Source organism: Sorangium sp. So ce887 (genome assembly GCF_051521455.1).
GTDB lineage: Bacteria > Myxococcota_A > Polyangia > Polyangiales > Polyangiaceae > Sorangium.
This window is the reverse complement of the sequence record NZ_CP150354.1, coordinates 1209392-1229080: the sequence shown is the minus strand read 5'-3', so window position 1 is coordinate 1229080 and position 19689 is coordinate 1209392. Positions and strand designations below refer to the sequence as shown.

The window sequence follows — 19689 nt, the reverse complement described above, 5'->3', positions numbered from 1 at the left end:
GGTCCTCTTCAGGGCGTGAACATGCCTGTGTAGCTCTGGGCCCGGGCCAGGGTCGCTCCGTTGTACCTGGAGGGCGCCTCTCGCGTGTGCGAGCCCAGGTACGCGGCGACCTGCACGCTGTAGTATCTTCCGCTCTCGAGCACGCCTTCCGGCACCTTGAAGGTGGTCCCGGTGATGTCGGCGCTGAGCACCATGCTGCGCTCGCTCAGCACCGCGCCGTCCGCGTCCTTGAGGTCGTCGTGAAGGACGATGCCTACCTGATACCCATCCGCCGCGCCCACGTCCGGCGGCTCGAAGGTGAGGGTCGGTGTCGCCCCGGTGCCCTCGGTCACCGCGTCCGCTGGCAGGCTCTTGCCGTCGAGCCGCAGGTCCCGCGGCAGGCCGAGCAGCGGCGCCATCGCCGCGCCGTTCGCGTCCTCGGCTCTCATGATGACCGAGACGAAGCCGCGCAGGACCTCCTGGCGCGCCTCGACGGGATGCGTGACCCGCGTGCGGAACAGGACGCTCACATCGGCCAGCTCCATGCCCCGCGGCGCGTACGGGTTCCCGTACGCGTAGGTCGCCACGTGATCGCCGGGGTGGAAGGTGATCAGGGCGTCGTTGCACCCGTCCGGGCAGAGCTGCGGATCACACGCGCCTTCCTCCGGGAAGCAGGTCGCGTCGGCCGGCGCGCGGCCGCTCACGACCTGCGCTCGGAGCAACGTCGGTGTCATCCCGTAGATGGGCACGCCGCTGCCGGGCTCCTGGTACAGGCTCAGCGAGGTGATCGTGCTCGAGAGAGCGGCCGGCGCGTGCGCCGTCACCTGCGCGATGAACTGCGAGATCCGGAGATCGGCCGCGAAGCTCGACAGCGCGAGCGGCGCGAACGCCCCGCCGAGGACGGCCGCCTCCCCGTCCTGCAGGGTCATCTCCCGGGTCGAGAACGACGCTTCGGCCGCCTGGTAGGTGAACGACGACCAGGGGTCGCGCGGGTCCGCCTGCCCCGCGGACGGGGCCACCTGGTGCTCCACGAGCTGGGTGACATGCAGCACGTCGCCCCGGGAGCCGTCGACGAGCGGCACCTCGCCGTCGTGCGAGGACGGGTAGACGCTGTCGCGCCAGTTGAACGTCCAGCCCGAGAAGGCCGTGCCCCCGTCGGCCGGCGCGCCCGTATCCCCCTCCCCCGGTTCGATCGAGGCGAGCGCGTCGACGTTGAAGCTATAGAGCTCGATGCTGTCCTGGAGCGGCTGGACCCCACTGCCGTCCGCCTCGAGGCCGACCTGGTGCCAGGGCGTGAGCCCGTCGGCCGTGAGCGCGACCTCGATGTCCCGTGTCGCCTCGCCGCCGTCGGGCCGCCCGGCGAACGTGCGGCCGAAATCGACGGTGCGGGCCGTCGTCTGCAGCATCGCGCGGCTGCTCGGCGCGCCCTCTGCGCGCTCGTCCGGCGCCGTGGTCGTCACGAGCCAGTACTCCCCCTCGGGCACATCCGGGATCTCCCAGCGCGCGCCATCCGCCGACAGCGCGCCCGCAAAGGCCTGCACCGCGCCTTCGGCGAGCACCTGGACCTCGACCGAGGCGAACCGCGACATGTCCCGGTTCGCGGTGGTCTCGCCGCCCTCGGTGACGTACCGATCGGTCAGCTCGAGGATCACCCCGTCGAACGGCGCGCCGCCGGTGCCCCCCGCGCCGCCGCTGCCCGCTGCTTCTCCGGGCGTGCTCGTGCCGTCCCCGCCGCATCCCGGCGCCACCCCGAGGATGGCTCCCACCAGCATTGAAGAGACTTGATGGATCTTGCGCATCGTCCCAGTAAACGAAAGTGGACCGAAACAGCGCAAGAAGAAATTTCCGTCCATGACGCGACCCCCGGAATTCCGCCAATACGTGCGTTCGGCGGCGGCAGCAGCGCTGTGTGGGGCGGAGGGCGCACATCGCACAAGACGCCCGATGGTGGCTTTGGTATGGCGGGACCAGGTGCGGGAAGCGGTCCGCGGCGACGGCACCGCCGCCGATGCCGAGCGGCCCAGATGCGCCGCCGACCGTGACCTCCGGATCCATGAACCGGTTAAGATCGTGTGCCCGACGACAGCCGACGGCGCACGCGCAGCCACGCGCCCGCGCGTGCTCGGCGCTGCCTCGACACGCACGCCGTTGACAGGCGGTGACGCGGCGCAATACCGCGCCGAAGCGCGATCGAGGTGAGACGGCACGAAGCCGGCGTCGGCACCTCGCCCCGGAGGTGCCCGTTGACTCTGAACCGATTCAGCAGTTTATTCTCGCCCTGCCACTTGTACCCTTCGCAGGGAAGAACCGATGAATCTTAACCAGCTCAGTCCACGCATCTGCGCCGCATTCCTTCTGTGCTTGGCAGCCGCCTGCGGGTCGTCGAACGACGGCACCCCGCCCGGCGACAACCCGCCCGGCGACAACCCGCCCGACGACAACCCGCCCGACGACAACCCGCCGGATGACAACCCGCCCGACGACAACCCGCCCGACGATGTGCCGGAGTTTCCGGACACGCCACGAGGCAAGCTCCTCGAGGACCTCTGGACCTCGTCCCGAGCCGGCAAGTTCCGGTTCGGATACGAGAACAGCATCCTGTGGGGGCTCTACGATCCGGGCACGAAGGAGTTCGTGTCGACCAACGACTGGTTCTCGACCCTCGCGGGCCCGGCCAGCCGCGGCGAGCGGGCGTGGGCGTCGGACGCCGGCGCCACCGTGGGCGAGAACCCCGGGCTGCTCGGCCTCTCCCTCGACGCGATGGTCTTCGACCCGGTCGCCTGGAATCGACGCGACGTCACCGCGGCCGGCGCGGTGCACGCGCTGGAACAGCCGGGCGGCATGGTGGCCATCGACTGGCACACACCCCCGTGCAACTACGACATCACGAGCTCCGACTTCGCGACCGACATCGCGACGCCGCTCGCCACGATCACGGTCGACGGCCAGAGCGTCCCGATCCACGCCCAGGGCGGCGGCACCCCGTTCTACGCCGAGACGTATTACTCGGGAGCCCTGAGCTCCAGCGCGGACATCCCCGAGAACCTGAAGTGCATCTGCAAGATCGCCAACGACGTGCCGATCGAGCAGGGGACCCACGCCGGGATCTCGGCGCGCGACTGGCTCGTGGCCCACGCGAAGTACGTGGCCCAGTTCTTCCGCGAGCACGGGCTCGAGGGCAAGCCGGTCGTCCTCAGGCCGTTCCACGAGCACACAGGCGGGTGGTTCTGGTGGGGTCAGCCCTACTGGAACTGCCAGGGCCTGCTCGGCGACGACCAGGCCGTCACCGGCCCCGACGCCTACCGCGCCGCGTACCGCACGTTCGCCGAGGCCATCCGGAGCGAGCCGGGGATGGAGAACGTGATCTTCGCGTACTCGACCGACAAGCTGCGCAAGCTGAGCGACAGCTCGGTGACGCCCGCCGAGGCGAAGGTCAGAGATCCAGAGAGCCTCTCGCGCGACATGCTCCGAGCGCGCCTCCTCGAGGAGCTCTCCGAGCTCGGCGCGACCTACGAGAGCCCGCTCCAGCAGGCGATCGTCGCCCACGACGGCCAGCCGCCCTCCGGGATGCTGGAGGAGTACTACCTCGAGGCGTATCCGGGAGACGACCTCATCGACGTCCTCGGTATCGATCTCTATTACCCGTACGAGCGGGCGGCGTCCCCGGCCGACCTCGAGGACATGAAGGCGATGGCGAGCGCCGTCGCGGCGATCGGCGAGGCCAAGGGCAAGCCGCACGCGCTCAGCGAGACGGGCACCTACCGGCTGCACCTCCTGCACCGGGTCAGCAAGCTCGCGGCGGGCCAGCCGCTCACGCTCTATTCGGCGGACCACGTGAGCCGGTGGTACGAGACCCTGTTCGATCAGGGCCTGCAAACGGAGTTCCTGGCCAACTACGGCCTGAGCTCGGCGTCCGCCGTCGCGCTCTCCTCGACCGAGGTGACGAGCCTCTTCCCGGACGCGGGGCAGGGAGCGCTCACCGAGGACTGGTACAACGAGCACCTGCTCGACCTGGCGAAGAGCGCCGGCGTCGCCTACGTGCTGACGTGGCAGACCTATTACGACGGCACCGACTTCGACAACAAGCCCGTCTACTATTATGTCCCGTTCCCGGGCCACCCCGAGGCGGACAACTTCCGTCGCTTCGCCGAGGATCCCGCGGTCTGCTTCGGCCCGATGGCCTGCAACTAGAGCGACAAACGGGTTGAAACCACGAGAAAAAGCAGGAATTTTACAAGGAGACGGGGAGGCGGGGAGCGAGAGACGGCAAGAGGGAGAAATTCATTTTTTTCTTCCTCCCCGCCTCCCCGCCTCCCTGTGAAAATTCTCCGGGTTTCAACGTAAGCGGTGTTCTAGGCCCTGCCTGACGCGCGTCGCGCGCGGCCGCTGCCCAGGGAGCGTGCCCGGGCGGCCCCGAGCCGCCGGAGCGAGGGAGCTCACCCCCGCTCCGGCGAGGCGCAGATCACGGGCAGAAGGTGACCTCGAAGCTCGTCTCCGACGAACAGGCGTGGAGACCGGCGGCGTCGTCGTAAGCATAGCTATAGGCGGTGGGGCACATCTGGTGCATCCGGATCACGTAGTCCGTGTGCTCCACGCTCCGCGGGTCCGCGGTGTTCCGGCACGCGTCCGAGGTCATGCACGCTCGCTCGGCGGTGCACTGGCCCGTGGCCGGATCGATGGGCGTCGGGCAGCAGAGGTGGAGCCCGGGGTCGGCGCTCTCCGGCTGGCCCAGGCCCCAGGGCGCCGGATAGTTCCACTTCTTGCAGGGCGCCATGCAGCCGACCACGACGCCGTTGCTGTCGCGCACCCGGAGATCCTGGTGCGCGTACGCGGGGAACTGGCCGTTGCCGAGATCCTCGTCGCCGGGGCACTGCGAAAGCGACAGCCCGGAGCAGTCCGAGGTGATGCAGCTGCCCTGCTCGGCGCCGACGCCCCTGGGGACGACCTTGAAGGGCAGCGTGTAGCCGTCCACCTGGCTGAGGTTGTACCAGGTCTGCGCCGTGCTCCCCTTGGCCGCGAAGGTGGCCTCGAACTTCGACTCGAAGGGCGGCTGGCAGCCGCCGGCCGGGCAAGGCGCGACGCTGTCGCCCGTTGTGCAGTTGCGGCCGCCCTCGTCACAGCCTGTCTTCGGCCAGAAGCGGGTCGCGCTGATGCCGCCTTCGGGCACGTCGTAGGTGTACGCGGCGCCCCGGGTGAGCTTGACGTTCTGCGCGCCCTGCACGTTGGTGGAGTGGGCGACCCAGATCGGCGCCGAGCAGTTGTTGATGACCTTGAGCGTGCGAGCGCCGGGGGACGGGCCGCCGCTCACCTTGTCGAGGACCCAGCGCTGGTTGGCGGTGCCGCCGTAGGGGTACTGGAGGATGTCCGTCCCGTCGGCGGCGTTGCCCCACGCGAGGTCCACGGCCTGGTCGGTGTGGCGCGCGTGGATGCTGAACTGGGTGCCCCCGCGATGGACGAGCTTCCACTGCTGATTGGCGCCGCCGCTGTAACTCCATTGCTGGATGACGGCGTTCTGCGCGGTGCTCACGTCGCGCACGTCGAGGGCCTTGTTGCTGTTGACGTTGACGATCTTCCAGTAGCCGTCGGTCGTCGGGGAGACGTGGAACTTTTGCGCGTTGGTCCCGTTGCAGGTCCACTGCTGCATCCGCGTGCCATCGGCGGTGCTGGACGAGGGCACGTCGAGGCACTTGTTCGTGGCGACCGAGCGGATGACGTAGTCCCCCTCGGCGACGCTGGAGACGAGGACCGCATCCGAATCCTCGACGCTGGCCTCGGTCAACGCGGTCTCGTCATCGGCGACCAGACACCCCCCCATCATCAGGGTCCACCCCAGCGCCAGCGACAGACCCCCCAACGCGATTTTTCGAGCCATGATGCCCTCCTCGGTGTGCCCTGGTTCTCGGCGCACACGCTGTGTCGAGGCGTCATTGCATCCGGCGTTCCACGTGGACAACCCAGGGCGCCCGGCCAGGCCGCGGTGAATCCGCAGTTATTTCGCCGGGATGCGAGGGGCGCGGGGGTGATCCGCGGGATCGCCCTGCGCCCCGGCGGGGCGATCCGCGGGATCGCCGTGGGCCAGGGAGGGGCGATCCCGCGGAGCGCTCCCCGCGCAGCCGAGCCCCCTCCGAGAGCGATGGCGCTTGCAGGGGCAGATGCGGGTAGTGGTCAAATTTGCCCAGAAAGAATTCACATGAAGGCGAGAAGGCGAGAAGATCATCGATGATTTTCTTCCCGCCTTCCCGCCTTCCTGTTCAAACGACCCCACTACCCAGCTGCGCCCCGAGCCCAGGAGATTGCGATGGCCCGCAGCGGCGGAGCGCATAGGCAATGCCGCTCTGGAGGGTGCCCATGGTGACGATCGAGCTCATCTCGATGTCCAGGCGCACCATCGCCTGGGCCACCTCGGCGCGTATGCCGGTGAGCACGGCCTCGGTGCCGAGCAGGCGCAGCGCCCTCGCGGTCCTCAGGAGGGTCCCCGCGATGTGGGTGTCGATATGCTTCATCCCGGTGATGTCCAGTATCACGACGTTCGCCTGGTAGCGCTGGGCCCCATCGAGCGCGACCTCGAGCACCTGCGACGCCCGCTCGGCGTGCATCGTGCCAATGAGCGGCATCACCATGATCCGGTCGGTGATCGGGATGAGCGGCGTGGAGAGCTCCGCCACCATGGCCCGCTGCGTGTCCAGCATCTGCCGCTGCAGCGCGGTCCGCTCCCGCTCCGCCGCCTCGCGCTGCACGAGCTCGATCTGCAGGCGCTCGTTGGCCGCGCCGAGCTCCGCGTTGGAGCGCCGGAGCTCCTCGGTGCGCTGGGCGACGTCGGCCTCGAGCCGCCCATTGACGCGCTGGACCTCGTCGTTCGCCGCCCGTGTGCTCGCGAGGAGCAGCGCGTTCTCAATCGAGATGGAAGCCTGGGACGACAGGAGCCCGAGCAGCTCCACGCGGCTCGAGTTGAACGCACCGCAGGTGGCGTTGTTCTCGAGGTAAAGGATGCCGCTCAGGCGCGTCTGGTGGAGCATGGGCAGGCAGAGGACCGACCTCGTGCCGCGCGCGACGATGCAGGGATCGCCCGAGAACCGGGCATCGGCGCCGGCGTCGTCGACGACCAGCGGCTCGCGGATGCGGGCCACGAACAGCGCCACCGCGTGCGGGACATCGGCGCGCGCGTCGAGCGGCTCGCTCGGGCCGAGCACGAGCGCCTCGGGCTCCACGCCGAAGGTCGCCTCGACGAAGAGCCGCCCGTCGCGCTCCAGGAGCAACGCCCCCCGCTGCGCGCCCGCGTTCTCGAGCACGAGCGTCACAAGGCGCTCGATCACCCGCTCGAGCTCCGTCTCGCCGGCGATGCCCTGCGCGGCGCGGACGATCAGCGCCGCGTCCCGCAGGTTGCCGACGGTCGTCCGGCCCAGGATCGTCCTCCCGGCCGCCGTGCCCGAGACGCTGGAGGGGATCGACGAGACCTTCACGCCGTCGCCGGACGACGGCAGCAGCCCGGCGTGGTCCCGCGCGAGCGCGTCCGCCTTGGCCGTCGCTCCCCAGTGCTGATAGCCGAGGTACGCGTCGATCATGTACGCGCGCGCCACCTTCGCCCTGCCCGCGCGGAGGTGCATCTTCGCGCACAGCTCGTTCGCGAGCGCCTCGTCATGCGGGAAGCCGTTCTCCCGGGCCAGCGCGATCGACCGGTCGTAAAGGCGCATGGCCTCGAGCTGCTCGCCGGCGATGCGCGCCTCCTCGGCCTGGAGGAGCAGGAGCTGGTGCAGGAAGTTCATAGGCGCGCTCGCCGCGAGGCCCGCGATCCGCTCCCTGTGGCGGGCAACGGTCTGCGCGCGGCGCTCCGCCTCGTCGGGCGCGGCGGCGGGCAGCGCGAGGAGCGAGAGGCCTGCATAAAAGGGCAGCCGGGTCGTGTGGTACATGCCGAACATGCCCACGCTCTTCGCCTCGGCGTCATCGGCCATCGCCGCGGCCCCCTCGTGATCGCCGTGGAGATACCGAAGCTGCAGCCTGGACATCGCGTGCAAGAAGATGGCCGCGCCCTGATCGCTCGCGTTCAGGCCCGCGAGGAACTGGTCCTCGTCGAAGTCGGCGTCGCTCAAGCTGTCGCGGGCCCGCGTCCGGCCCTGCAGCGCCTCGATCGCCTGCCTCACGACGAGCAGCACCGCCGTCGCGGTCGCGTCCTTGAGGCGCCGGGTCACGAGGAGGCCCCGATCCACCTCCTCGCGCAGCTCCTCGAGCTGGTGGCCCGCGCCGAGCTTCACGTTGAGCATCGCGTACCAGGCGATGCCGAGATAGACGAAGTCGCCTGACTCCAGCGCCTCCTGGCGCGCCCTCAGATAATAGGGCATCGCGTCGCGCAGGGGCTCGGACAGGTAGGAGTAGCCAGAGAACGCGGCGTTCACCTTGCCGGCCAGGCTGGCGTTCCGGAGCTTGTCATTCAGCGCGAGGGCGAGCCGGCCGAACGCGTGGCCGTCCGCGGGCCGCCCCTGCATGGTCGAGAGCATGAACCCGTAGACGAGGTACGCGAACGCGGACACGTCCGAGCTCCCGTGCTCCAGGGAGATGTTGACCTGCTTGAGGACGATGGCCTGGTAGAGCTCCGGCCTGGCGAAGAAGACCGGCATGGTCAGGTCGCACAGGAGCTGCAGCAGCGCCTTGCGCTCCGGGTCGTCCATCACCGGTGCGTCGATCAGATCCTCGATGCGCCTGCCCGCGAGGTTCTTGTCCACCGCCGAGAGCTCGGCCTCGACGCACGCCTGTCGCTCCGCCTCGCTGTCCGGCAGGGTGAAGCCGAGGAGGCGGAGGCCCTCGCGGCCCAGCTGCACCGCGTCGACGTACTTCCCCAGCGTCGAGTAGAGCACCACGCGCAGGTTGTGGATCTGCGCCTGCTCCGCGCTCGACCGCGCTCGAGGCAAGAGGGCTGTGAAGAGCTCCTCGGCCCGCTCCGGCGCGCCGCTCAGGTACACGCACTCCGCGTTCTCGCGGCTGAGCGTGAAGCAGAGCGCGTCGTGGCGCCCCCAGCCCGCGTCTCCCAGGAGCTCGAGCCCCGCGCCGAAGTAGTCTGCGCCCGCGGCATAGGCTGTCCTCGCCTTGGCCGCCCTGCCGGCCCGCAGGTTGAGCCGGGCCACGGCCACCCGCTCGGCCTCGTCGCGCATGCCCGGCGCGCCGAGGTTCAGGTGGCGGACGACATCGAGCAGGTGGTCGTCGGGCGGCGTCTCGCCGGCCCGCGCCCACAAGAGCCGGCCGATCTCCAGGTGGACCGCCTCCCTGCGCGCCGGCTCGACCAGCGAGTAGGCCGCCTGGCGCACCCGGTCGTGCAGGAATCGATACGATACGTTGAGCTCGTAAGGGACCGCCGAGGGCTCGGCGCCGGCGCCGCCGTCGAAGAAGCGATAGTCGCTGTCGAGCGGCACGATCAGGCCGCCGCGCAGCGCATCCCACAGGTCAGCGGCCGCCGCGACGGGCGCTCTCTGTTGGATGGTCGCCAGCGTGGTCAGCTCGAACGCGTGGCCGAGGCACGCGGCGAGCTCCAGCGCGCGCCGCGTGGCCTTCGGGAGCCGGTGCAGCATGTCGAGCATCAGATCGACCACGTTGTCGCTGACCATCGCCTGCCGGACGCGCGCCACGTCCCACGCCCAGGCCTCCAGCGATGCGTCGAACCACAGCGCCCGCGCGTCGTGGAGCGCGCCGAGGAGCTGGCTCAGGAAGAACGGGTTGCCCTCGGTCTTCTCGAACACAAGCGCCGCGAGCGGCGCGACATCGTGCGGCTGCGCGCTCAGCGTATCGGCGACGATCTGCGTGACCGTGGGCAGGTCGAGCGCCCGGAGCTCGAGCTCGGCGATCTCCACGCCCGCCTCGCGGAGCTCGCCCAGCGCCGCGAGCAGCGGGTGGGCGGCGTCCACCTCGTTGTCGCGGTAAGCGCCGACGACCAGGAGGTATTTGCACTCGACGTCGGTCAGGAGGCGCTCGACGAGCCTGAGCGACGCCGGATCGGCCCACTGCAGATCGTCGAGGAAGATCGCCAGCGGGCGCGTCGGGGAGGCGAAGACCTGCACGAAGCGCTGCACCAGCAGATCGAAGCGGTTCCTGGCCTCGCTCGGCCCGAGCGCCGGCACCTCCGGCTGAGGCCCGATGAGCAGCTCGAGCTCCGGGATGAGCTCCACGAGCAGCTGCCCGTTCGCGCCGACCGCCCCGAGCAGCTTGCCCTTCCACGCCTCGACGGCGCCCGCCGACTCGGTCAGGATCTGCCGGATCAGCTCACGGAAGGCCTGGGCGATGGGGGCGAGCGGGATACCTCGGTGGATTGGATCGAACTTCCCCTTCGCGAAATAGCCGCCATGACGGGCGATAGGCCTGTGGATCTCGTTCACCAGCGCGGATTTGCCGACACCGGAGTAGCCGGAGACGAGCACGAGCCCGGCCGCGCCGTGGCGGGCCCGGTTGAACGCGGACAGGAGCGCCTTCACCTCGTGCTCCCGGCCATAGAGCAGCTGCGGGACGCGGAGATCGAGCGGCCTGTCGCGCTGACCCAGCGGAAACGGCTCGATCCGGCCTGTCGCCTGCCACCGCCGGAGGCACTCCTCGAGGTCCGATTTGAGCCCGCGGGCGCTCTGATATCGCTCCTCCGGCGTCTTGGCCAGGAGCTTCATGATCACCCGCGAGAGCGCGCCGGGCACCTCCGGCGCCCGCTCGTCCGGCGGGGTCGGCGTGCGGGCCATGTGGCTGTGGATGAGCGCCGTCGGGTCGAGCCCCGCGAACGGGAGGACCCCTGTCACCATCTCGTACAGCGTGACGCCGAACGAGTAGAGATCGGCGCGCAGATCCACGATCCGGTTCATGCGGCCGGTCTGCTCGGGGGCGATGTACGAGAGGGTGCCTTCGAGCGCATCCGGCGGGGCGGTCTTCGGCGTCTCCCGCGACAGGCGCGCCGCGATACCGAAGTCGACGAGCCGCGGGCTGTACGTCTCCTCGTCGATCAGGATGTTGTGCGGCTTGATATCCTTGTGAATGATCCGGAGTCCGTGGAGCGCGTCGAGCGTGCCCGAGAGCGCGATCGCGATACGGAGCGCTGTCCCCACGTCGAGCCTGCGCGTCCTCAGCACGGTCTGCAGCGAGGAGGGGCCGAGGTCCTCCATGACGAGCGCGAGGCCCCTGCCGCACTTCTCGAGGGCATACGCCTTGACGACGCCGGGCACCTCGCCCGCGTCCCGCAGGATGGCGAGCTCGCGCCGCAACCGCGCCAGATCCCTGGCTGTCGGGAAATCAGACCGGGTTACCTTCACCGCGACCGGCGTGCCGTCATCGTCCCGGCGGCCGCGGTACAGCACGCTCTCGGCGCCCTCGTAGACCCTCTCGGAGAGGGTATAACCAGACAGATCGATCATCGCGGTAAGGGTCCCCCAACCCCGCTTCTTCCACCCAGAGAAGCCGTATCGCCCACCGTTCCACGCCCCCCGTGCGCCAAAACGCCCTGGACACGAGTGGCCTGTGCGGACAGAATACCGATCGGGGAATAAAAGTCCAGCGTTCGTGGCGCCGCGTGCGGCGTGGCGCACCACGCCGGCTCGCACACACCAACGTGCTCGATGTGCGCCTGGACCTCGGGTGCCTCCGGGGCCGGATCGCCGCGCGCCGGCGTGGGTCCGACTGGCAACGAGACCTCGCGCTCATGGCGCAGGGCACGCGAGCCTCGTCGAGAGCTTGCCAATTCCAGCACACGAGACCTTCAGGAAGCGAGAGCAGAATCCAGACATCGAATCCCTCGGTGTCGTGGATCGCCCGCAACGAGGTCGCCCGTCAGCTCGCGGATTCCACCCCGGGTCGGGTCGCATCGGGCGGCGCCTGCGCGAGCCCCTCGCCGAGCACGTCGAGGACGGCCGCGGTGAGCTCCATCGCGCCCTCGCGCGGCAGGTGGCCATCGAGGAACATGCGCGCGAGCCCGTAGGCCATCGCTCGGCCGGCGACCTCCGTGACGATCGGATCCGTGGGACGCAGCTCGCCCTGCGCCCGCGCCTCGTGAAGCATCGCCCGCAGCCGCGAGCGCGCCTCGTCCTGGGCGGCGAGGAGCTCGCGCGCGCCCTCCGGGTCGGCGCGGAAGGCAGGGCCGTTCAGGAGCTCGAACAGCGCGGGATGCTCGAGGGCGAAGCGGACCGAGGCGAGCCCGAGCGCGCGGAAGCGCAGGAGCGGCGTGGGCGCGGACGCGATCTCCGCCGCCGATACGAGCTCGAACCGCTCGAGCCCCGCGAGGGCCACCGCGCGCAGGAAGTCCTCCCGCGAGGGGAAGTGGCGGAACGGCGCAGCCGGAGAGACGCCGACCCGCCGGGCGGCCTCGCGCACCACGACGGCCTCGATCCCGGCCTCCTCCAGGAGCGCGACCCCCGCGTCCACGAGGGCCCGCTTGAGGTCGCCGTGGTGGTACCCGCGCGCCGGCCGCTTCGAGGGCGCCCGCCTGGCGCGCGGCTCCCCGGCGGCCGCCTTCTTCGCGCGCGGCTCCCCGGCGGCCGCCTTCTTCGCGCGCGGCTCCCCGGCGGCCGCCTTCTTCGCAGGCGGCTCCTCGGCGGCCGCCCTCTTCGCACGCGGCTCCTCGGCGCGCTTTCGACCCGGAGGCATGCCGCGCTTTCCCGGCGGCGGACGGCGGCGTCAAGCAGGAGACCTCCCCTCGCCTTCAAACAGCCGGCCCCCCGGAGAAGGATCCGGACGCCGATGGCACGCCCCCCGAAGATCCCGCTTGCGCATATGTGATCATTGATTACATCATCGAGGCCCGATGTGATCATCGATTACATTTGCGCCCGGAGGTCCCATGACCATCGCCCTGACCGCACCCGTCCTCGACGCTGCCCTCGACGCCGCCTTCGCCGGCGCGCCCCCGCAAGCCGCGCGCGGCGCGCGCGCCCTCGATCACCTGCCCGATCTCGAGACCGAGTACGGCTTCACGCCGCTCTCCGTCGAGGGAGCGCTGCCCGAGGGCCTCGAGGGCACGCTCTTCCGCGTGGGCCCGGCCCGCGCCACCCTCTTCGGCGTCCGCGTGCCGCACCCGTTCGAGGCGGACGGAGGCGTGCTCGCCGTGCGGATGTCGGGCGGCCGGGCGGAGGGCGCGCACCGGATCGTGCGCAGCCGCGGCCTCGTGGAAGAGCTCGCGGCCGGCCGGCGCCTCTACGGCTCGACGCTGTCCTGGCCCGCGCGCCTGCTCCGCGCGCTCAAGAGCAAGGGCCAAGGCAAGAACGCCGCGAACACGAGCCCCTTCGTCGTCGGCGGCCGGCTGTTCGCGCTCATGGAGGCGGGCAGGCCGACGGAGCTCGATCCCGCGACCCTCGACACGCTCGGCGAGAGCGATCTCGGCGGCGTGATCGGTCCGACGTTCTCGGCCCATCCGCACCGGGTGGCTGCCCGGAGGACGAGCTACAACTTCGGCGTCCGCTACGGGCGCAGGCCCGTCCTCGACCTCTACGCCGTCGACGACGACGGGCGCGCGCGCGCGCTCGGCGCGGTGCCGCTGTCCGCGCCGGTGATGCTCCACGACTTCTGCGCCACCCGGCGGCACCTCGTGTTCTTCGTCTCGCCCGCGGTCATCCGGACGGCGCGCGCGCTCCTGCAGTGGGGGAGCTTCGACTCATGGGTGCGCTTCGAGCCCCGCCGGGGCACGGAGGTGATCGTCGTGGACATCGACGACGTCTCCCGCGTGCGCCGCTTCAGCGTCGATGCGTTCTTCCAGTGGCACTTCGCGAACGCCCACGACGACGGCGAGGACCTCGTCGTCGACCTCGTCCGCTACCCGGAGCTCGGCACGCTCGGCGCCATCGGCAAGGATCCCGAGCGGCCCGAGCTCGCCTCCGTGGAGGGCGGCGTCCTCGTGCGCCATCGCGTGCGCCCGGGCCGCGAGCAGCTGCTCGTGGAGGACCTCGGCGGCGTCCTCGGCGAGTTCCCGCGCTGCGACCCGCGGGTCGAGGGGGATCGCCACGGCGTGATCTTCCTGGCCACGAAGGGGCGGGCCGAGGAGCCGCACGGAAACGGCATCGCCCGCGTGGACATCGCCACGGGCGCGATCACCCGGGCGCACCTCGCGCGCAACGAGCTGCCCTCCGAGCCGGTCTTCGTCCCGCGCGCGCCCGGCGCCCCCGAGGGGGACGGTCACGTGCTCGCCCTGGTGACCGACGTGCAGGCCAGCAAGAGCGCCATCCACGTCTGGGACGCCGCGCGCCTCGGCGAGGGGCCGCTGGCGCGCGCCCATCTCCCCTTCGCCTCGCCCCAGACCTTCCACGGGGCGTTCCTGCCCGCCGGCGCGGAAGCCCACGGCGGATAAACCCACCGGCCCGGATGAAGAAGACCGCCATAGAGCGGCGGTCACCCGCATCTGGTGCATGCCGCTCTACTAGAACACCCATCATGTTGAAACCCGGAGAATTTTCACAGGGAGGCGAGGAGGCGGGGAGGAAGAAAAAAAAAGAATCTCTCCCTCTCGCCGTCTCTCGCTCCCCGCCTCCTCGCCTCCCTGTGAAATTCCTGCTTTTTTTCGGGGTTTCAACCCGTTTGTCGCTCTAGAAGATCTCGAGTCCGCTCATCGTCGAGGAGGGCACCACGCGGCGCGAGTCCCAGTGCTCGACGATGTCGCCGCCCTCGACGCGGAACAGATCGTAGAAGCCATAGGCAGTCCCGTTGCGGCTCCCCTCCGAGAGGGTGAATACGAAGTTGCCGTCGGCGATGACGTGATGCACCTCAGCGTAGCTGATGTCCTCGTCCCCCACGTACTCGACGAGCGCGGCCGGGCCGCTCGCGCTCGTGTCGCGGTGCTCGACGTAGCCCGCGCCGAGGAACTCCGAGGCGCGCGCGTGCTCCCCGTCGACGAGCACGGCGTCGATCATGCCCAGCACGAGCGCGCGGTTCTGCCCCGTGAGCGCCTCGTCCTGGATCTCGGTGGGGCCGGTCGTCTCCGTGGCCTGGTTCGCATCGGAGTCCCAGTGCTCCATGATCTTGCCGTCCTTCACGCGGAACATGTCGAAGATCACGCCGGTCTGCGAATAGCGGCCCTGCACGACCACCAGGTCGCACTCGGCGAACGTGCGGAGGCGCTGGTAGTTGAACGACGGCGAGGAGACGATCCCGCCCATGATGCTCCTGAATGTGGCGACGCCGCTCCTCGCAATGGGATTGTGCTGGAGGTACGGATCGGCCCAGTAGCGATCGGCCGCCGTGATGTCCTTGTCGATGAACAGCTCGTCGATGGCCTTTCCGACGAGATCCCTGTTCGCGCGCGACTCCGCCGGATCACAGCGGCTCCCCTCGTCCGGGTTGCCGCCCGCGCCGCCGGTGCCCGGCGCCCCTCCGCCGCCGCCCGTGCCCGGCGCCCCTCCGCCGCCGCCCGTGCCCGGTGACCCTCCACCACCGCCCGTGCCCGGCGACCCTCCACCGCCGCCCGTGCCCGCGGGAGAGCCCGTCGAGGAGGTCGAGGACGTCGAGGACGTCGAGCCCTCCGGCGACTCATCGCCCCCCGCTCCCCCGCTCCCCGCGGTCGCCATGTCGCCGGCAACGCCGCCTTGCCCGCCTGTCCCATCGTCCGATTGCTCGGAGCACGCCGCGAAGAGGCAGACTGCCGCCATTCCGAACCAAGGAGCGACGTTCATTCACGCCGCGTATCGCGCCGCACACCCGGGATCAACCCGCGGCGCGCCGCCCCGAAGCGTTCTACACGGGCTGAAGTTCTGAAGGAGCCGCTCGATCCGCGCGACCGGTACCCGACCGACAGCGGAGCGCCACCCGCGCACCGGGCTCGGCCGAGAGGCCGCGGCCCGCCGCGCCGCGGCCGGCGCGTCACGGCTCGCCGGCGAGCTTCCTCACCGCGGCGAGCAAGAGGTCCGGCTTGAACGGCTTGATGATCCAGCCCTTGGCGCCGGCCTTCCGGGCCTTCTCGATGAGCTCGGGCTGCCCCTCGGTGGTGAGCATGAGGATCGGTATGGCGGACGCGAGGTTCTTGTCCCGCAGGCTCTGGAGCATGTCGATGCCGTTCATCACGGGCATGTTCACGTCCGCGATGATCATCGCCAGATCGCCCTTGTGGGCGGTGACCGCGGCGATCGCGTCCCGGCCGTTGTCCGCCTCCACGGTGCTGTAGCCCGCCGCCGACAGGAGGATGCCGACCTGCTGGCGGACCGTGTTCGAGTCCTCGACGAGAAGAATTTTCTTGGCCATCTGTCGTGTCTCCTTCGGCGTGCGGGGCCCGCGGCTCAGAACAGCAGCACTTCACCTTCACGCTGCGGATCGGGCATGTCGACCTCCTCGAGCTCCAGCGCCGTGTCGGGGGCCATCGCGTCGAAGAGCACGGCGAGCCGGTCGGGCCCCGCGTCGAACACGAGCCGCCGGAAGCCCTCGTTCTGCTCCTCCCGGGCGCGCAGGTGCTCGCCGATCGCGGCGCTCGGCGTCGAGAGCACGATGATCAGCCCGAGGTGGCGCAGGCGGTTCTTCACCCGCCCGAGGAGCTGGTTGGCGAGCTCGCTCGCCCAGTCGCACACCATGTCCTCGCCGAGCGCGCGCCGCTCTCGCAGCGGGTGGCAGCGCGTGATGAGCGCCACCGGGGCGACGATCGTCAAGCTGCCGCGGAGGTGATCCCCCGTGAAGCCGATGAAGGAGACCACCGCGTTGCCCGGCGTCGCCTCCGACTCCGCGTTCTCCAGCAGCCGGAGCTCGACGCCGTTGTCGCGAAACAGGTGGACGCACGAGGTCGCAAGCTCCTCGTAGATGCGGTGCCAGCTCTCGGAGTTCATTCGCCTCTCCTCGATCTCTCGCTCTGCAGGGTCGATGCGCTCACGGTGTCACCCGATCCGGGGGGCCCGCGCTCGTCGAAGGTCCCGGGCTCGATCCGCCGCGCGAAGGGCCGGCGAGGAGCGCGCCGCGCCGGCTCGACGGCGGCAGCGGCGCGGACGGCGGCGAGGCGGCGGCCTCGCCGAGCTCCCGGGGGAACCGGAAGCGGAAGGTCGTCCCCTTGCCGCGCTCCGTCTCGGTCTCCACGCGGCCGGCGAGCCGCCGGCACTCGTGGAGCGCGACGCCGAGGCCGACGCCGCGGCCCGAGACGTCGGTGACCTGCTCGGCGGTGCTGAAGCCGGGAGAGAACAGCGCGGCCTCGAGGTCCCGCCGCGTGGCGCTCGGCAACCCGACGGCCGCCGCCTTCTCGCGCACGCGCTCGAAGTCGATGCCCGCGCCGTCGTCGCCGACCTCGATGACGACCTCGTCCGAGGTCGCGCGCGAGCGGAGCGTGAGCGTGCCCCGCTGCGGCTTGCCGGCCGCCTCGCGCACCTCCGGCCGCTCGATCCCGTGGTCCATCACGTTGCGCACGACGTGCCCCAGCGCCTGCCACATGGCGGCGAAGCGCGACGCGGGGAGCCGGACGCCCCCGTCGTCGATGTCCACGTCGGGCTTCGGCTTGCCGAGCTTCCGCGCCAGGGTCTCGGCCTGGTCCTTCATGCGGTTGAACCGCACCTCCGTCCGCTCGTCGCGGAGGGCCCCGATGGCCCGCTCCACCTCGGCGTGGTCGCGGCGCTGGCGCACCATCGCGAGCAAGGCCTCGATCTCCCCGTCGTCGACGTCGACGCGCGAGGCCTGCGCCGTCGAGGCGAGCAGGCCGCCTACCCGCGCGACGAACGCGGACCACGCGTCCTTCAGCGCGTCGATCTGCTCGTCGGGGGGCAGCGAGCGCTCCTCGACGACGAAGCTCTCGATCTCGTGCGCCACCTTCGCCACGCTCGTCACGTCCCAGAGCCCGGCGTTGCCCTTGATCGTGTGCACGAGGCGCATCACGTGGTCCACCTCGCCGATGCTCCGCGAGCTCACCGCGTCGACGAGCTTGCTCGTGTCGCTGACGAACCCGAGCAGGCCGAGCCGGTCCTTCACCGCGCGCTCGAACACCTGGATGTACTCGCGCTGCCGCTCGGACTCCCGCACGGAGTCCATCGTGGCCGTGACGTCCGTGATCACCATCAGCGCGCCGCTGAACTGGCCCTCCGGGGTCAGGATCGGCTTGAAGCCGAGCGTGAGGTGGCGGCCCTCGCGGTGCAGGACCTTCGGCAGCTGGTCGAGGACGACCTCGAGCGGGAGGAAGTCGTCGCAGGCGGCCTCCCACCCCATCCTGAGGAACGCGCGGGCCCGGGGGTCGTGGCCGGCGATGCGATCGGCGAAGTGCTCGTCGACCGCCGGCACGCCGAAGAGGCGCTCGAAGGCGGCGGAGTGCACGGGCTCCATCGTGCCGTCGCGGTGGATCGTCACGAGGGCCTGATCGACGTTGTCGAGCACGAGGCGCATCTCCCGGTTGCGCTTCTCGAGCTCGCAGGTCCGCTGGGCGACGGTGGCCTCGAGGTTCTGCCGGTGGCTCTCCAGGGCCTCGTCGCGCGCCTGGATGCCCGCCAGCATCTCGTTGAAGGCGTCCGTGAGCGCGCCGAACTCGTCGTCGGCGGTCTTGCGGGCGCGCGTCCTGTAGTCGCGCGTCTGCCGGACGTGGGCCGCGGCCTCGCCGAGGACCTCGAGCGACCGGGACAGGCCCCGCACGAGGACGAACGCGAGCGCGACCGACACGATGAGCACGAACGCCGAGACCGCGACGCCGTTGGTCACCGTCCTCCGCGTGTCCGCGACCCGGGCCGAGGCGGCGCGCCGCATGCCGGCGATCGCCTCGTGCTCGATCGCGGCGAGCCGGTCGATGCGCCCTTGCTGCGCGTCGAACCACGCGTCGTGGTCGATCGCCAGGTCCTCGTCCGTCGACGCGATCGCGGCGGCGCGCAGCTCATCGGCGCGCTGCACGCGCGGATCCGCGCGCGCTGTGTCGTAGAGCGCCCGCGCCGAGTCCGACGCGTTGGCCATGAACACCTCGCGATAGAGCTGCTCCTCCGTCATCAGCGTCACGAGCGTCTTGAAGGCGCCCGGCTCGAACTGCGTGGACGCGAAGGCGTGGGCGAGCAGCGCGTGCTGGCGGCTGGCGCGCTCGGCGAACTCGTGCACGGCGACGAGCGACTGGATCCTGCGCAGGAGCTCGCCCTCGTCGCTCAGCTCGGAGAGCCCCGCGTTGGCCCGGATCAGGCTCACGTTGATGCCGCCGAAGACCTTCAGCACGCTGTCGAGCGGCGCCGCCTTCGCGTCGACCCCGCTCCGGAACGGGCCGAGCTCGGCGACGTGGGCGCGCGCGTCGGCGAGGTCGCGGGCGAGCCGGGGCGGCAGCCGGGAGAGGTCGCGCTCGGCCAGGAACGTGTCGAGGTGGGCGAGGCTCTCGTCGGTCGCCGCCCGCGCGGCCGTGAGCTGGCTGCTCGCGCGCGAGAGCGCCGCGTCGCGCTGGAACGGCCGCGCGGCGCCCCGCGCGGCCTCGGCGTCCCTCGCGTCGGGCGGCCGGACCTCGAGCCCCTCGACCAGCGCGGTCCACGCCCGCTCCTTCTGGAGCGCGTGCAGCGGCTGCGCCATGATCGACGAGAGCTGCGCGAGGTCCTCGATCGAGCCGATCGCCGCCGCCCTGACCGCCTGCTGCCGCGCATCGCCGACGATCATCGCCGCGAGCAGCAGGGCACCCACGACCGGGACGCCAGCGAGCGACCACAGCTTCAGACGAATCGAAGCTCTACGCAATGTCGGCATGCCTCCGTCTCCCCGGAGTGGCCCGCGCGGCACGACGACCGCTCGCCCTCGTACGCTCTACTGCAAGGCGCCCCATGAGGACGACTGAATCCCGCGCCTCGCTCTCCTGGAGCCCCG

The 19689-nt window shown here is 70.8% G+C and carries 10 protein-coding genes; 2 read left to right on the top strand and 8 right to left on the bottom strand.

Translation table 11 applies throughout. From position 1 onward, the window contains the following. Positions 1–8: 8 nt before the first annotated feature. Positions 9–1778 carry a fibronectin type III domain-containing protein gene (locus WMF36_RS04645; protein ID WP_437578406.1) on the bottom strand — a complete coding sequence of 590 codons (1770 nt, stop codon included), beginning with the start codon at positions 1776–1778 and terminating at the stop codon, positions 9–11. A gap of 511 nt (positions 1779–2289) precedes the next feature. Here WMF36_RS04645 and WMF36_RS04640 point away from each other — a divergent pair. After that, complete coding sequence (locus WMF36_RS04640; RefSeq protein WP_437578405.1) at positions 2290–4170, top strand: glycosyl hydrolase; 1881 nt, start codon at positions 2290–2292, stop codon at positions 4168–4170. A 271-nt stretch (positions 4171–4441) separates the two neighbouring features. Here the strand turns inward: WMF36_RS04640 and WMF36_RS04635 are convergent, their stop codons facing one another. The 3 genes from WMF36_RS04635 to WMF36_RS04625 all read right to left on the bottom strand — a co-directional run bounded on the left by WMF36_RS04635 (position 4442) and on the right by WMF36_RS04625 (position 12576). Continuing rightward, positions 4442–5851, bottom strand: coding sequence for an RICIN domain-containing protein (locus tag WMF36_RS04635; RefSeq protein WP_437578404.1), 1410 nt, complete (start codon positions 5849–5851; stop codon positions 4442–4444). A gap of 379 nt (positions 5852–6230) precedes the next feature. After that, a complete protein-coding gene (locus tag WMF36_RS04630; RefSeq protein ID WP_437578403.1) occupies positions 6231–11351 on the bottom strand; it encodes an AAA family ATPase in 5121 nt (1706 codons plus the stop codon). A 412-nt stretch (positions 11352–11763) separates the two neighbouring features. After that, positions 11764–12576 carry a WHG domain-containing protein gene (locus WMF36_RS04625; protein ID WP_437578402.1) on the bottom strand — a complete coding sequence of 271 codons (813 nt, stop codon included), beginning with the start codon at positions 12574–12576 and terminating at the stop codon, positions 11764–11766. Between the two features lie 193 nt (positions 12577–12769). Between WMF36_RS04625 and WMF36_RS04620 the strand changes: the two genes are divergently transcribed. Beyond that, positions 12770–14269: a carotenoid oxygenase family protein gene (locus tag WMF36_RS04620; RefSeq protein ID WP_437578401.1), complete on the top strand. Its 1500-nt coding sequence runs from the start codon at positions 12770–12772 to the stop codon at positions 14267–14269. A gap of 235 nt (positions 14270–14504) precedes the next feature. Here the strand turns inward: WMF36_RS04620 and WMF36_RS04615 are convergent, their stop codons facing one another. The 4 genes from WMF36_RS04615 to WMF36_RS04600 all read right to left on the bottom strand — a co-directional run bounded on the left by WMF36_RS04615 (position 14505) and on the right by WMF36_RS04600 (position 19509). After that, positions 14505–15587 carry a nuclear transport factor 2 family protein gene (locus tag WMF36_RS04615; RefSeq protein WP_437578400.1) on the bottom strand — a complete coding sequence of 361 codons (1083 nt, stop codon included), beginning with the start codon at positions 15585–15587 and terminating at the stop codon, positions 14505–14507. Between the two features lie 187 nt (positions 15588–15774). Then, positions 15775–16152: a response regulator gene (locus tag WMF36_RS04610; RefSeq protein ID WP_437578399.1), complete on the bottom strand. Its 378-nt coding sequence runs from the start codon at positions 16150–16152 to the stop codon at positions 15775–15777. A gap of 35 nt (positions 16153–16187) precedes the next feature. Further along, positions 16188–16724, bottom strand: a complete 537-nt coding sequence (locus WMF36_RS04605; RefSeq protein ID WP_437578398.1) for a chemotaxis protein CheX — start codon at positions 16722–16724, stop codon at positions 16188–16190. Positions 16725–16764: 40 nt separating this feature from the next. Next, complete coding sequence (locus tag WMF36_RS04600) at positions 16765–19509, bottom strand: nitrate- and nitrite sensing domain-containing protein (protein WP_437578397.1); 2745 nt, start codon at positions 19507–19509, stop codon at positions 16765–16767. Between the last annotated feature and the right edge of the window lie 180 nt (positions 19510–19689).